The 13,718-nt window shown below is 67.1% G+C and carries 14 protein-coding genes; 8 read left to right on the plus strand and 6 right to left on the minus strand.

From position 1 onward, the window contains the following. A partial coding sequence (locus ADL25_RS43300; RefSeq protein WP_059133466.1) for a response regulator transcription factor occupies positions 1 to 448 on the plus strand: 448 nt, incomplete at its 5' end. Then, positions 445 to 1,821, plus strand: coding sequence for a sensor histidine kinase (locus ADL25_RS43305; RefSeq protein ID WP_059133467.1), 1,377 nt, complete (start codon positions 445 to 447; stop codon positions 1,819 to 1,821). The genes ADL25_RS43300 and ADL25_RS43305, both read left to right, overlap by 4 nt. Before the next feature lie 246 nt (positions 1,822 to 2,067). Here the strand turns inward: ADL25_RS43305 and ADL25_RS43310 are convergent, their stop codons facing one another. The 5 genes from ADL25_RS43310 to ADL25_RS43330 form a co-directional block, all read right to left on the minus strand. Further along, positions 2,068 to 2,907 (minus strand): hypothetical protein, encoded by an 840-nt coding sequence (locus ADL25_RS43310; RefSeq protein WP_059133468.1) that lies wholly within the window; start codon positions 2,905 to 2,907, stop codon positions 2,068 to 2,070. Between the two features lie 76 nt (positions 2,908 to 2,983). Beyond that, positions 2,984 to 3,832 carry an iron uptake transporter permease EfeU gene (gene efeU, locus ADL25_RS43315; protein ID WP_059133469.1) on the minus strand — a complete coding sequence of 283 codons (849 nt, stop codon included), beginning with the start codon at positions 3,830 to 3,832 and terminating at the stop codon, positions 2,984 to 2,986. A 148-nt stretch (positions 3,833 to 3,980) separates the two neighbouring features. Beyond that, positions 3,981 to 5,129 (minus strand): iron uptake system protein EfeO, encoded by a 1,149-nt coding sequence (efeO, locus tag ADL25_RS43320; RefSeq protein ID WP_059133470.1) that lies wholly within the window; start codon positions 5,127 to 5,129, stop codon positions 3,981 to 3,983. Positions 5,130 to 5,249: 120 nt separating this feature from the next. After that, entirely contained in the window at positions 5,250 to 6,191 is a 942-nt protein-coding gene (locus ADL25_RS43325; RefSeq protein WP_059133471.1) for a M56 family metallopeptidase, read from the minus strand. Beyond that, positions 6,188 to 6,559, minus strand: a complete 372-nt coding sequence (locus tag ADL25_RS43330) for a BlaI/MecI/CopY family transcriptional regulator (protein ID WP_059133472.1) — start codon at positions 6,557 to 6,559, stop codon at positions 6,188 to 6,190. The genes ADL25_RS43325 and ADL25_RS43330 overlap by 4 nt, the downstream gene beginning before the upstream one ends. A gap of 551 nt (positions 6,560 to 7,110) precedes the next feature. Here ADL25_RS43330 and ADL25_RS47575 point away from each other — a divergent pair. Then, positions 7,111 to 7,605, plus strand: coding sequence for an excalibur calcium-binding domain-containing protein (locus ADL25_RS47575; RefSeq protein WP_079051009.1), 495 nt, complete (start codon positions 7,111 to 7,113; stop codon positions 7,603 to 7,605). A 436-nt stretch (positions 7,606 to 8,041) separates the two neighbouring features. On the opposite strand, the gene ADL25_RS49540 is transcribed toward ADL25_RS47575, so the two are convergent. Next, the gene (locus ADL25_RS49540) at positions 8,042 to 8,443 is read right to left on the minus strand and encodes a hypothetical protein (protein ID WP_159045153.1); all 402 of its coding nucleotides are present in this window, start codon (positions 8,441 to 8,443) and stop codon (positions 8,042 to 8,044) included. A 601-nt stretch (positions 8,444 to 9,044) separates the two neighbouring features. On the opposite strand from ADL25_RS49540, the gene ADL25_RS43340 reads away from it, so the two are divergent. The 5 genes from ADL25_RS43340 (at position 9,045) to ADL25_RS43360 (ending at position 13,513) form a co-directional block, all read left to right on the plus strand. Beyond that, positions 9,045 to 10,115, plus strand: coding sequence for a ferritin-like domain-containing protein (locus ADL25_RS43340; protein WP_059133474.1), 1,071 nt, complete (start codon positions 9,045 to 9,047; stop codon positions 10,113 to 10,115). Positions 10,116 to 10,236: 121 nt separating this feature from the next. Then, the gene (locus tag ADL25_RS43345) at positions 10,237 to 10,719 is read left to right on the plus strand and encodes a VOC family protein (protein WP_059133475.1); all 483 of its coding nucleotides are present in this window, start codon (positions 10,237 to 10,239) and stop codon (positions 10,717 to 10,719) included. A 368-nt stretch (positions 10,720 to 11,087) separates the two neighbouring features. After that, entirely contained in the window at positions 11,088 to 11,981 is an 894-nt protein-coding gene (locus ADL25_RS43350) for an RNA polymerase sigma-70 factor (protein ID WP_059133476.1), read from the plus strand. A gap of 202 nt (positions 11,982 to 12,183) precedes the next feature. Next, complete coding sequence (locus tag ADL25_RS43355) at positions 12,184 to 12,633, plus strand: cupin domain-containing protein (RefSeq protein ID WP_059133477.1); 450 nt, start codon at positions 12,184 to 12,186, stop codon at positions 12,631 to 12,633. A 91-nt stretch (positions 12,634 to 12,724) separates the two neighbouring features. After that, positions 12,725 to 13,513 (plus strand): DUF427 domain-containing protein, encoded by a 789-nt coding sequence (locus tag ADL25_RS43360; RefSeq protein WP_059133478.1) that lies wholly within the window; start codon positions 12,725 to 12,727, stop codon positions 13,511 to 13,513. The last annotated feature ends 205 nt before the right edge of the window (positions 13,514 to 13,718 follow it).

Consider the following 13,718-nt stretch of genomic DNA (forward strand, 5'->3'; position numbering starts at 1 on the left):
TGTGGCCCCTGTCATCTTTCTGACCGCTCGCCACCAGATCACCGACCGTCTGTCCGGGTTCGCCGCCGGAGGCGACGACTACCTGCTCAAGCCGTTCCATCCGGCCGAACTCGTCGCTCGGATCAAGGCCCTTCTCAAGCGCGCAGCCCCCCAGACCGCGATGTCGGCCGGCGATCTCGTCCTCGACCCGGTGAACCACAGCATGTCTGCACCCGGAGCCCGCATCGGCCTGTCCCCGACGGAATTCCGGCTACTGGCCACACTCACCGCCGCCGACGGCACCATCGTGCGCCGCAGAGAGCTGGTCCGGGCCGCCTGGCCCGAAGGAGCGCAGGTGAGTGACAACACCCTGGACCAGTACCTGAGCCGGCTACGACGAAAGCTGCGCGAGGCGGGCAGCGACCTGACCATCGGCACGGCCCGCGGAATCGGACACCGCCTGTCATGAAGGGACTCTTGACACGACTGGCGCCTCGAACCCTGCGGGGGCGCCTTTCCCTCGTGGCCCTGACGGCCGCATCGCTGCTGATGGCGGTCCTGACCGTCCTGTTCAACGTGACCATGGACCGGCACCTGCGGCACCAGGCGGACGACGAACTGCGCAACCGGGCAGCCGCCGTAGCCACCACCGTCGACACGAGCGGCCCCCACGTGCGTGTGCTGGAAACCGTCAACGACCGCCTCCTCGATACGAACGTGTGGATCCTTGACGGGGGGCGTCTGCTGGAGAAACCGCCATCGGTCGCGTCCGCCGGGCCGCTGTCCCAAGCCGTCGACCGGTTGGCCGCACAGCCAAGGCACGCCTGCACGACCGTGACCGCGCGCGGTGACCGGCCTCTGCGTCTGTGTTCCGAGCCCTTGTCGGGTGGGCGTGGTGGCGCCGTGGTCGTGACCGCCCTGGACCTCGGCCCCTATCGCAGTTCGGCCGACACACTGCTCCTGGGTTCGCTGGTGCTGGATGCCGTGATGCTCCTGTGCACATACGTGCTCACACGTCTGTCCGTCGCCCGGGCCCTTCGTCCGGTACGGCTGATGACCGATCAGGCCACCCAGTGGAGTGCCGTGCACTCCGACGACCGTTTCGGTGCCAAGGATCACCCGGCCGAACTCACCAGCCTGGGCACCTCATTGGACGCGCTCCTGGATCGCATACGGACTGCGTTGCGATACGAACAGCAGCTGACCGCTGAGCTGTCTCACGAACTGCGCACCCCGCTCACCCGTATCATCACCGAACTCGACTGGTGGAGACGCCGTCCGCGCTCCGCCGAGGAGACGCGCGCCATCCAAGCGGTGATTGCAGAGGCGGCTCAGGCCATGCGCACGATCTGCGACACCCTCTTGAACGACGCCCGAGAGAGCGCGCGCAATCCGGCGACCGTGCCCGGAACCTCGGACGTCGTATCGGTGCTGGGCCGCATGATTCAACACGCAGGCACACCGGATCAGGTGCACAGGTTCGTAGAGGCCGAGTCCTCGGTGCTCGAGGTGGGAGTTCCGCCCGCCCTTCTCGAACGCATCGTCAGCCCATTGCTCACCAACGCTGTTCGCTATGCACGTTCAAGCGTGAAGGTCCGTGCGCGGAGGATCTCGGGCGTGGTGCGAATCGATGTCGTCGACGACGGCCCCGGTGTGCCGCAGACGTTCATCGCCGAACTGTTCCAGCCAGGTCGGCGTGCCGATGCCGACGACGGGCACGACGGCGCCGGCCTGGGGTTGCCGCTCGCCCGACGTCTCGCCCGGGCTGTGGGCGGTGAAGTGTCCTACGACTCCGCCCATGCACCTGGGGCCAAGTTCACCGTCAGTCTGCCGGCCGGCTGATCAGCATCCGAGCCGCGAACGGTGAGCGGAGGTCCTGATCCGGGCACAGGAGGCACGCGTATCCAGCGCAGCGTCGGGGACGCCGGAGACCGGGTGCGGCTGACGGTACCCAGGCGGGTAGCTTCCGTAGGTTCGTAGGACTCCGCGGCACTCGCCGTGGTCGGTGACGAGCGCCCCGGAGTCGAGCCGAGCGGCGACCTCTGCCGGACTTTCGGGTCGCGGCCCGGTCGCCTGCTGATCAACCGCTCAGGCCGCGTGTCGGTTGACCGGCTTGCGCTCCGTGACGTCCCTACGCGTCACTGCGAGGTACACCACGAGGCCGAGGATGACCGCCAGGAACAGCACGCTGGTCACCACGGTACCGATTCCCAGGCCGCCATCGGCGGTTGGCTGGGACAAGTAGTCACCGATGGAGGCGCCGAGCGGACGGGTCAGGATGTAGGCGACCCAGAAGCTGCCGACCGCGTTGAGATCCAGCGCGAATCGCGCCAGGGCGACTGCGGCGATGCCCATGGCGAACAGTACGGCCGACAGCCAGTAGCCGAGGGACATGCGCTCGGAGACGAGGTCGCCTGCCGCAGTGCCCAGGGCGAAGGTGAACAGGACGGCGAGCCAGTAGAAGGACTCGCGGCCGGTGGAGTCGATGTGGTGAATGGACAGCGTGCGCTCGCGCCGGTACCAGACCAGGAACACGATCGCGAGGAGCAGGGCGAACACGACGGTGCTGGTCTCCAGCGGCACACCCATGTTGTCGGTGAGGTTGTCGCTGATCAGCGTGCCGACGACGCTGATGAGAGCCACAGCGAGCCAGTAGATCCCGGGTCGGTAGGCCCGCGTGCGGAACTGTACGACCAGCACGATGGCCAGCAGGGCACTCATCAGCACCGAAACACCGGTCAAGCCGAGTCCTGCGTTGGAGTTCAGCAGATCGGCCGCGGTCTCGCCGACGGTGGTACACAGAACCTTGATGATCCAGAAGTAGACGGTGACTTCGGGCACCTTGTTGTAGCGCGACGCAGTGCGCTGCGGAGGGGCCGGTGCGTCGACTGCGGGAAGTCCGGCGTTTCCAGGGGTCTCGTACGTCATGGTTCCCGACCGTGCCATCGGACACCTGAACGCATCCTGACTGCTGCGGGGCCCTGTCCGTCCGGCCCGACCTGCGCTACTCGGCCGTCGGCCCGCTGATCGGCTGACGAGGCCTGGACGCGGTGCCGGTGCGCTGGGGAGCGAGGAACACGGCCATCACGGGGGCCAGGTACAGCGTCCAGATGATGATCTGGAGCACGGTGGGATCGGGCTGGAAGTTGAAGACACCCTTGAAGAGTGTGCCGTACCAGGAGTCCGGGGGGATGGTGGTGCTGATGTCGAAGGCGAGATCGTTCAGCCCGGGCAGGAAACCTGCTTCCTGGAGGTCGTGAATGCCGTACGCGAGGACGCCGGCGGCAACGACTACCAGCATGGCTCCGGTCCAGCGGAAGAACCTCGCCAGATTGATCCGCAGGGCACCCTTGTAGAACAGCCATCCAAGCGCGGCGGAGGTCGCGAGCCCCAGCAGCGCGCCGATCAGCGGGCGGATGCCGTTACCAGTGGCTTGTACGGCGGTCCAGATGAACAGCGACGTTTCCAGGCCCTCGCGCCCCACGGCGAAGAATGAGGTCACCACCAGCGCGCCGGTGCCGACGGCCAGGGCCGCGTCGAGCTTGCCTTGAAGCTCGCTCTTCAGATGGCGTGCGGTGCGCCGCATCCAGAAGACCATCCAGGTCACCAGAGCTACCGACAGGATGGACAGGGTGCCGCCAAGGGCTTCTTGAGCCTGGAAGGTGAGCGTCGAGGAGCCGAATTGCAGGAGCGCGCCGAAGGCCAGGCTGAGGAAGACAGCCAGCGCGACCCCCACCCACACGGGAAGCAGCTGCCGCCGGTTGCCGCTCTTGACCAGGTACGCGACGAGTATGCATACGACAAGGCTGGCTTCCAGCCCTTCACGCAAGCCGATCAGGTAATTGGCGAACACGCCCAGTCCTTCCCTCGGTTGAGTCAGTGGTGTCTGGCGCGTCGTTGGGCGAAGAGCCTGCGCCGTCACGCGACGGCGCGATACGAAGGAGGCTGACGCGCCTTCTCGGTAGATGTGTGTTGACCTCATGCGCGTGGCATGCGTCGACTCATTTCACGACGGCAGCGGCAAGCTTCGAGAGCGGCTCGGCCAGTGCATTCACTCCGTCGGAGAGCTCCTTGCGCTGGGGCTTGGTGACTGTGTCGTAGGAGGCGTAGGCGTAGTCGCCGGTGGTGCGGTACTTCTCCAACAGCTGGGATAGTGCGACGAATTGGCTGTCGAGTTCCTTGGTCAAGCCGGTGTCGTTCCTGGAGGCGAGCGGCTTGAGAAGCTCGTAGGACTGTTGAGCGCCCTCGAGGTTGCCCTTGAAGTCCACCAGATCGGTGTGGGAGTAACGTTCTTCTTCGCCGGTGACCTTGTTGCGAGCGACCTCGTCCAACAGGCTCTTGGCGCCGTTCGCCATCGATGTCGGGGTGATCTCCGCAGTGCCGACCTTCTTCACCCACGTGTTCAGATCGGTCATCAGCCGGTCGGCGAGTTCCTTCTCGCGGGCGCCGATCTTCCCTCCTTGCCATAGCGCCTTCTCCAGGCGGTGCCAGCCGGTCCAGTCCGCGGCCGGATCCTGACCTGCCTCGAGGCCGTCTTCGCGGACGTCGACCTTCGGATCGATGTCACCGAAGGACTCGGCGACCGGTTCTGTGCGTTCCCATCCGATCCGGGAGGGTGCGTAAAGCTTCTTCGCCGTCGCGACATCCCCGGCCTTGACGGCGTCGGCGAAGGCCTGCGCCCGAGGAAGGGTCTGTTCAGCCTGTGCAAGGACGTACGAGCGATCGGCAGCCACCGCCCTGTCCGCCTCAGGGCTCCGCTTGGAGGCTGCGTTCTTGCCGGTGACCGTCACCGTCTGACGGATGCCGTCGCCCTTCATGCCCGGCTTGCAGGCAATCCGGTACTCGCCCGACTTGATCTCTGTGGTGATCGACGACTTGGTGCCCGGCCCGATGTTCTCGCGTTCCGCTGCGATCCGGTCGTCCGGGAACAGCACGTACACCTCGGTCACCTTCGAGCCGGTGTTCTCGATGCTCACAGTGACATGGCCTGCGGGGAATTGCGTCCGAGAGACCTCGCACTTGGAGTCCGACGCCGTAACCCGAACCGATCCGTCGCTGCCGTCGGATTTCTGTGCGCACCCCGACAGTGATACGACGGCCGCTGTGGCAGTGGCGGCGCAGGGCAGCAGGTAGCGCGAACTCGCGGACATGGAGGATGCCTCGTTTCACACGGGAAGGAAGGCGTGGGCGAAGGCCCGATCGTCCGCTGAGTCTACACAGCAGTAGACGGTTAGGAAAGGCTGCCCTTAGTGTCGTTCGCGAGTGTCGTGTCAGTGGGAGGGCATCTCGCCCTGGGCGACCTCGACGCCGCGGTGCAGGAGCGTGGCTCCGCCGAGGGAGGATGCGGCGGCACCGGTGCACACCAGGACCATGGCCAGCAACGCCGGAACGATCCGTCGTGTCGGTGCCTCGCTGAGAAGTGCCCTGACACGGGCGGGCACCGGGCCTGTCACCGCTCCAGGAATCACCACCGGCAGTCGGGTGCCTCCGTGCCGACGAGCGGCGGCCAGAGCGGCGCGCCCCACGGCGTGCGCGGTCAGCCTTCGGTCTCCTGCCTCGCGGGCGGCAACCTCATCGGCGGCGCGCTCAGCCGCAAAGGAAACGGGGTGCACGACAGCGGCCAGCGCGGGATGACACTGAGCGGCGATGAGTGCGGCAGCGAGAAAGAGGTGATGCCGACCGGCCAGATGGGCGCGTTCATGAGCGAGGAGCACCTCCCGTTCGTCGCCGCCCAAGGCGCGAAGCATGCCCGAGGTCACCACGATCCGCCCCCGCCCACGCAGGCCGTCGGGCAGCGCATAGGCGTCCGGCTGCGGGTCATCCACCACACAAAGCCCTCCGGCGTCCGGAAGCACGGCGACACTTCCGCGGGCGGCACGCAGACGGCGCACCTCCGACGTCACGCGGCGCGCCCCGGCGACAACGGTGACAGCCGCAACGCCGGCAGCCAGCGCCGAAACCCCCAGAACCAGCGATTCGGGACCGGCCTTGAGTGGCTGGATCAGATCCACCAGGACAGCGAACTGAGGAACCTGCAGGGCGAGAGGGAGAAGCAGTGCGCCCAAGCACGCGACCACGCCGAAAGCGAGCGTGGCGGAGACGGCGGTGATCGACCACAAGGCGATGTCCGGCCGTACTCGCTCCGCGGTACGTCGGGCCAGAGGCGGCAGTAACCAGGGGAGGACAAGCGGGACGAGCAGCAGTGCGATCATCGTTCGCCTTCCTCGAGAAGCCGCCTCAGCTCCTCCTCGTCGGCCTGGCTCAGCCCTTTGACGAATCGCGCCAGCACCATGCTGCGGTCACTGTCCCGATCAAGTTCGTGATGCATCCGCCGAGTCGTGAGACCGTGCGCGTCATCCATCGGGAAGTAGACGAAACCGCGTCCGCCGGGACGCCTGCCGATGAGGCCCTTCTGATGTAGACGTGCGAGCAGCGTCGCCACGGTCGTCCGAGCCAAGGGTTGCGGCATGGCCTCCCTGACCTGCGCTGCTGACTGCGGCCTGCCGGCCGCCCACAGCGCAGCGAGGACACTGGCCTCCAGCTCACCCGCCGACCGCCGCTCACCGTCGATCTCAGCCACCGGCCAGTCCCCTCTCTCGGATCATCCACAGCACACGGATCGACCACTGCACTGTAGGCGCAATGGTGGTCACTCTCGACTCCCGGAAGCGCGGTGCGCGTCGAGACCGCCCGTACCAGGGTAGGGCCAGGTCCAGGGCGTCGGTCGTGGTGAGGGGGCACGACTGGTGCCACGGCACACGACTGGAACCACGTCATGGATTCCTCGATCAGCCGGCAGACCGGTAGCGAGTGCGTCGCCGAACGTGTCCGTGGCGTGGCTCGTGCAACTGATTGACGTATGAGAGCCGTGCGGCACCGTGGGAGCTTCGGACGCCGGGCCCCTGAGCGAGCCTTTGCGGCGGGACGAAGCGCGCAAGTGACCAGTAGTTTGTAGATGGCGCTCGCCGCAGGGGGCGATGCCGGCAGATGTCTGCGCGCTCTGCTCCGGAGAAGAGCTCAGGCTGAACGGGCGGCACCGACAGTCACAGGTGCGTCACTGAACCTCCATATATCATCCACATCAAGTCCCGCGGCGTTACCGTCATCCCCTCAAACAGCAGGGGGGACAAGATGAGCTACCCGTACACCGGACCACCCGTACCACCGCAGCCACCAGCTTTTCGTCCAGTACCGAAATGGGCCCGCAAGCGCTTCATGCTCCCCGCGCTGGGCTTCGCCTTCCTTGTAGGTGTCGGAGTCGGTGCCGGCGATCAGAGCACCACAAAGAGTGACGCCAAGCAGGTCGCGGCCGAGCCGCAACCCACCGCCACGGTCACCGCGACGGCGACGGAGACCGCCGCCCCTGAGCCGGCTCCTACTGTCACTGCCACCAAGACCATCAAGGTAAAGGTCACTGTGACTGCGAAAGCGGCCGCAGGCGGCGGATCCGGCAGCAGTAGTGGTGGTGGCAGCAGCAGTGGTGGTGGTTCCAGCGATGGGGGCGGCAGCACCTACTACGCCAACTGCTCTGCTGCTCGCGTCGCTGGAGTCACTCCACTGCACGCGGGGGAGCCTGGCTACAGTCGCCAACTCGACCGCGACGGCGACGGAGTGGCCTGCGAATAGGCAGCGGGATCACCGATAGGGATCAAGGGTCCTGTCGCGTCAACTCAAATAGGAGAAGAGTCCCGCCGCCCGATCGGGCGACGGGACTCTGATCGGTCGGTTTCCTCTTCACAGGTCCGGCCCCGCTCCCGGAACAGGTCCTGATACGCCACGCGTTCGGCGCGGTGCCGGCCTCGGCGCGCGTCCTTCAAGGTGTCGCACGGGATCGCCCACACTGCGTCGTTCAGGCTGCTGAGACCGGAACCGGGGATTGCCATGGCCGCGGCCGGCAGGTTCTCACACAGTCGTTGCCGGGCCTCCGCCGCGCCGGATGCCGACAGTCCCACGCCGGATGCACGCCCAGCGTGGCGAGTCCAGCCCCTCTGCTCCGGGTCTGCGGCGGTGACGGTCGCTGAACGTCTTCGGTAAGGCCGCTTCGGCGACCGCTACGCCGACCTCACCCCAGCCACCATCCCAGCATGGGCAGGCCCGGGGCGATGATCGCATAGCGGGCGATCACGCCAATGGGTGCCATCAGCTCGCCCGGCCTGCTGCCGTTCGCCTCCCAGTCCACGATGCGACGTGCCAGCTCGCGATGCTGACCCGCCAACGCCAGCGGAAGCCCCAGCAGGATCCCCGAAGCCGCGCCCAGCCCTGCTGAGACGGATCCATGATGAAGGACCACCCCGGCGACCACGCCGACGGCCACCACGGGCACGACAGCCACCTGATATCGGGTTGATGGTGTGGGCATCCAGCGCACCATTGTTGCCATGTAGAGCGCGCAGAGTCCCACAGCGATGGCCCACCAGGCACCAACCGGCAGGGAAGGGGGTGCTGGCAGGGACAGGGAGTTCATACGCACTCCTCAAGTGGCGCTGTGTGCTGGTGCCCGGCGCAATGTATTACGTGAATCTGTGCGCGGGCGGTTCCCTTGATATGCGCCACTCCGCGCTCCAGCGGCGTACAGGAGAAGGCCATCAGGTTCCCGCACTGTCTGGTGCGCGGAGCCGGCCGGCGTACCGCTCCCCGCGCTCGGTCGGCGGGCAGTCGCGGGGCTGTTGGCTCGGCCGTGAAGTCCACATGGACGACGTAGGCAACACGGCGCCGACCCTTCCACCACAACGCCGGTCCCACGCCGCGAGTTTGAACGGACATCGCGTTCCCATCCGTGGAGGGAGCGCGGCCTCAGCCCACTGCTTCCCAAGGGCCCTCGGCTTCTGGTCGCGCTCCAGTTTGCGAGTGCTCCCTGCTCGGCGCGCGCCAAGCCCATACCGGCACGCGCCTCTGTGACATGGATCACCTACGCCGGTCCCGCGGAGCCGTCACGGATCCTTCGGCCGTCCGGTCCTAGGTTGCAGGCGGTAGCTGAAGCGTTCCCGGTGGACGGGAGCGGTGGGTGGTCCACCGCAGCCTCTGCCGTCGTCCTCACCCGTGTCGGCGACCCAAGTGAGAAGACGTTGAACAACTCACCACAGCTCAATATCGACGAGACGCCTGCCAAGGCACCGATCACGACGCTCGAAAGTCTGCGTGAGCATCTTCAGTGGGCGATCGAACTGGAACACGCGACGCTGCCGCCCTACCTCTGTGCCCTCTACTCGCTGGATCCGCAGCGGAACCCGGACGCCGTCCAGGCTGTCAGCGGGGTCTTCGTCGAGGAGATGCTGCACCTCGCGCTGGCGGCGAACCTCCTGAACGCGGTCGGTGGTCAACCCGTCCTGGACGCACCCCACATGCTGCCGGTCCACCCACGCGCCCTGCCCCACGGCGACCGCTCCATGCAGCTGTCGCTCCTCCCGTTCGGTCCCGATGCCCTGGAGATGTTCCTTCGTCTCGAACAGCCGGCGCTGCCCGACGCCGGGGCAGAGGGAGACGACTACGAGACGATCGGGCAGTTCTACGACGCGATCGAACAGGGCCTGCGCCACCTCTGCGCCGAGCTCGGTGAGCAGAAGGTATTCAGCGGTGACCCGGCTCGGCAGGTCACGGCTGGGCCTTTCGGCCACACGAGCGGGAAGTTGACCGCGGTCACCGACCTCGCCTCGGCGCTGGCGGCGATGCAGGAGATCGTCGAACAGGGCGAGGGGACAGATCGCGGCGCAGTCTGGGACAGCGACCAGGACGTCTTCCACCCCGAGCACCATGAGGTCTCGCACTACTATCGCTTCCTCGAGCTCAAGCTGGGCCGCCGCTACCAGCCCGGTGACACGCCGCAGACCGGACCGACGGGCGAACCGGTGGTCGTCGATTCCGAAGGCATCTACCCGATGCGTCCCAATCCCCGACTTGAAGATCACCCTGCGGGCGATCCGATTCGGAGCGCGCAAACCCAGTTCAACCAGGCGTACTGCACGCTGCTTCAGCAGTTGGAGCAGACGTTCAACGGCCGGCCGCAGGCGTTCGGGGCCTCGATGGGCACGATGTACATGCTCAAAGGAAAGGCGCAGAGCCTGCTGCAGACCCTCGACGGCGACGAGAACACGGCCGGCCCGACGTTCGAGTACGTAACGCCCGAACTGCGCAGTTGAGCGCCGCAGGCGCCGCGGGCGATCACAGGACGGCTCGTCGGTGCAAAACGGTGAGCCGTCCGCCCCCACAGTCCGGGCGGCAACATCCAAGATCACGTAAGCCAACGGAGGGCAACAAACGATGACGACGTCCCAGGGTGATCTCCCCGTACCCGAGCACGGCCTCCTCCTCACTCACTTCCTGACCGTGCGCGACGTGGTGGTTGCGCGGCGCTTCTACGCGGACGTCTTCGGCGGCGAGGTCGTGATGGAGGACAACCCGGCAATCGTGAAGGTCGCCAACAGCTGGATCATCATGAACCCCGGTGGAGGACCGACTCCCGACAAGCCGGACGTCACTTTGGAAGTGCCCCGGAGCCGCGATCGGGTGTCCAGCTTCCTGAACGTGCGCGTGGCCGACATGGCCTCCTTCTACGCGCACGCCGTCGCGAAGGGTGCCCACTTCCTGACCGAACCCCTCGACCGCACCTCCGAACTGCGCTGCTATCTGCGCGACCCCGACGGCTACCTCATCGAGGTCGGCCAGTCCACCGGCCTGCTCAATGGAATTCTGGCCGCCCGGCCGAACGGGGACGGGGATGCATCGGACGGACCGGCTGCTTAGCGCCGAGGCGCGCCGACGTCGCCACCGAGCGCGGCGATCCGCAGATCGAGAGCCGCGCCCTGCCTGAAAGGCGGTTCCCGCACCGGCGCCATCTCCTCCGTCGGCATGGCGACTCTCTGTCGACACCTCCCACACACCACCCTCAGAGACACATGCTCACTGCGCACAAAAGCCTCGCGGTCGGAAGAACCTGGCGCGAAGTCATGCGTGCACGAGCGTGAGGACGTGATTGTCACGTCTGAAAGGGCTGCTCGGTCATAGATGCAGGGGCAGGTGGCCCCAGCCGCGTCCCGGCGGCTGGGGCCTGCGGGTCCGGAAGCAGTCGTGAGAGGAGTCGGTGAGCGGTGGGGCGGGACAGGACGTGTACCTTGCGGGCAGAACGGCCGGAGGCGGACGACCTCGGGGACGCCGTGGAGGTGTTCGACAGCGTCCGTCCCAGGTTGTTCGGCATCGCCTACCGGATGCTCGGCAGCGCCGCGGAGGCCGAGGACGTCGTGCAGGACGCATGGGTGCGGTGGCAGACCACGGACCGTTCGGCCGTCCTTGACGCCACAGCCTTCCTGTCGACGGTGACGACACGGCTCGCCATCAATGTCGCGACGTCCGCACGGATGCGCCGCGAGACGTACGTGGGACCATGGCTCCCCGAACCGGTCGACACCGGTGCCGATCCGGCCGTCGGTGCGGAACGGGGCGAGGCACTGGACTTCGCGGTCCTGCTGCTCCTCGAAACGCTGACGCCGACGGAGCGGGCTGCCTACGTACTACGAGAAGCCTTCGACTACTCATACCGGGAGATCGCCGCCGTCATCGGCTCCAGCGAGGCCAACGCCCGCCAACTGGCCCGCCGGGCCCGCACGTACATTGCCGGTGAGCGGCGCAGCCACGTCGGTGCAGACGAACACCGCAGGCTGCTGGACAACTTCATCACGGCGGCCCGGACCGGCGATCTCGCGGCGCTCGAGGCCTTGCTCGCCTCGGATGCGGCCAGTTACTCGGACGGCGGCGGCGTGCGAGGCGCGTCGCGCATCCCGGTGTTGGGCAAGAGCCGTGTCGCGCGGTACATCGTGGCTTTCCAGCCGCGTTTTTGGCCCGGTACTCGCACTCGCTGGGTGGAGGCCAACGGCCGTACGTGTGCGCTGATCACCCGCGGCACACACGCCATCGCCCTGCTGAGCGTCGACGCGGGCGCGGATGGCATCACGCGGCTCCTGTGGGTGCTCAACCCGTCGAAACTCAACGGCTTTTCGGCCCTGGCCTGACGCCCCACCACATCGCGAGGCACCAGGTCCTGCCCATACGACCCAAGACCAGCGGGGCCCCTCTGCACGGGCATGTCACGGATCCACCTCGTCGTCGGTCATTCCCTATGAGGTGTCCATGGTTGCCGATTGCCAGGAGGACGGTTGCGTCCGCTGGTGGGTCGGGCCCCATGACGTCGAGGACCTATGGAGGTGCGACACCATGTCGAACAATGCGCAACACGACCACGGTCACGGCCATGACGGCGGCGCTGGGGACGGCCCGAGCTGGACCAGGGCGGCGAAGCTGCTTCAGGACGCCGCTCCGATCACCGTCCCCGAGGGTGCCTCGGCGATGACCATCCATGTGGAGTGGGAGCCCGGCGATCCCGGCACTCCGCCGCACCGCCACTCGGGTCCGGCGTTCGGCTACGTCGTCGAGGGCGCGGTCCGCTTCGAACTCGAGGGCGAGCCCGAGCGCATCGTCGAGGCCGGCGGCACGTTCTGGGAGCCGGGCGGCGACGTCATCCACTACCAGGACGGCAACGCCCTCACCGACGCCAGGACCTCGTTCGTGGTCACCATGATGTGCGCGCCGGGCAAGCCCATGCTTGAACTCGTCGACGAAGAGGAACTCGAGCAACGCGCCCACCTGCGCGCCCCGCGGCCCTGATCTGTCCTCCGCCCCGCCCGCCCGCCGGTTACGGAGACGACCGGCGGGCGGAAGGCGCTGGAGGTCGAGCAACGAGCAAACCGAGGTCACCATGGCAAACGAAAGTGTTCTGCACCCGAGCCTGATCGTCCCGGTCGGGCACGTCGAGCCCGTACCGCGCAGGATCAGAGGACTGATCGGAGGCCGCGTGGTCTTCGACACGCGGCGTGCGCTCTATGTGTGGGAGTGGCGCGCGTACCCCCAGTTCAGCATTCCGGTGGAGGATCTGGTCGAAGGGGTGCTCATCGACGACGATCACACCGAGCACCGTGGCGCGGGCCCCGCTCGCCGGCACACGCTGCAGGTCGGCTCGGAGGTTCGCGAGGGTGCTGCGTGGGTGTGGGAAGAGGGCAGCCCGGAGCGTCTGCTCAACACCGTGCGCTTCGATTGGGACGCGCTCGACTCGTGGTTCGAGGAGGACGAGCCGGTCTTCGTGCACCCCAGAAGCCCCTACTCTCGGGTGGACGCGCTGCGATCGGCGAGCAGCGTACGGGTGGAGCTGGACGGGGTCGTGCTGGCGGAGGCGCCCAACTGCGTGAAGCTGTTCGAGACCGGCCTGCCGACCCGCTACTACGTTGAGCGCATGCACGTCGACTGGACGAAACTGCGGCGCTCGGACACGGTGACGCGATGCCCGTACAAGGGGACAACGAGCGGCTACTGGTCCTTCGACAGTGACACCGCTTCCCACGAGGACATCGCCTGGGCCTACGACTTCCCGACCATTCACGCCAACCGCATCGCGGGCTTGGCAGCGTTCTACAACGAGCACGTCGATCTGTACGTCGACGGCGTTCTGCTGCCGAGGCCCACCGACCCCACCCGGGGCCCTGCCAAGTAGGACTGAATGCCGCGTCGTTCGGGAGCGAACCGGTCGACGGTGCAACGCCCGGCGGAGGCGGAGCACCGTCGGCCATGGCCAGAGAGAAATCGGTCAGGGGCGCAGCCGGCCGCGACCAGGGGAGAGCGAACGCATTCGGTTGTCCGGAACGCATACGGGCGTTGACAGCGGGAGTCGTCCGCCCGGCCTGCGCCACCGCCGACGG

The sequence above is a fragment of the Streptomyces sp. NRRL F-5122 genome, assembly GCF_001507435.1.
GTDB classification, from domain to species: domain Bacteria; phylum Actinomycetota; class Actinomycetes; order Streptomycetales; family Streptomycetaceae; genus Streptomyces; species Streptomyces lannensis.

Excerpts from the sequence above, each read along its gene's own strand:
- ADL25_RS43325 (WP_059133471.1), bottom strand. The coding sequence starts at position 6,191 with ATGATCGCACTGCTGCTCGTCCCGCTTGTCCTCCCCTGGTTACTGCCG.
- ADL25_RS47575 (WP_079051009.1), top strand. The coding sequence starts at position 7,111 with ATGAGCTACCCGTACACCGGACCACCCGTACCACCGCAGCCACCAGCT.
- ADL25_RS43360 (WP_059133478.1), top strand. The coding sequence starts at position 12,725 with ATGGCAAACGAAAGTGTTCTGCACCCGAGCCTGATCGTCCCGGTCGGG.
- ADL25_RS43345 (WP_059133475.1), top strand. The coding sequence starts at position 10,237 with ATGACGACGTCCCAGGGTGATCTCCCCGTACCCGAGCACGGCCTCCTC.
- ADL25_RS43305 (WP_059133467.1), top strand. The coding sequence starts at position 445 with ATGAAGGGACTCTTGACACGACTGGCGCCTCGAACCCTGCGGGGGCGC.
- ADL25_RS43310 (WP_059133468.1), bottom strand. The coding sequence starts at position 2,907 with ATGACGTACGAGACCCCTGGAAACGCCGGACTTCCCGCAGTCGACGCA.
- efeO (WP_059133470.1), bottom strand. The coding sequence starts at position 5,129 with ATGTCCGCGAGTTCGCGCTACCTGCTGCCCTGCGCCGCCACTGCCACA.
- ADL25_RS43355 (WP_059133477.1), top strand. The coding sequence starts at position 12,184 with ATGTCGAACAATGCGCAACACGACCACGGTCACGGCCATGACGGCGGC.
- ADL25_RS49540 (WP_159045153.1), bottom strand. The coding sequence starts at position 8,443 with ATGAACTCCCTGTCCCTGCCAGCACCCCCTTCCCTGCCGGTTGGTGCC.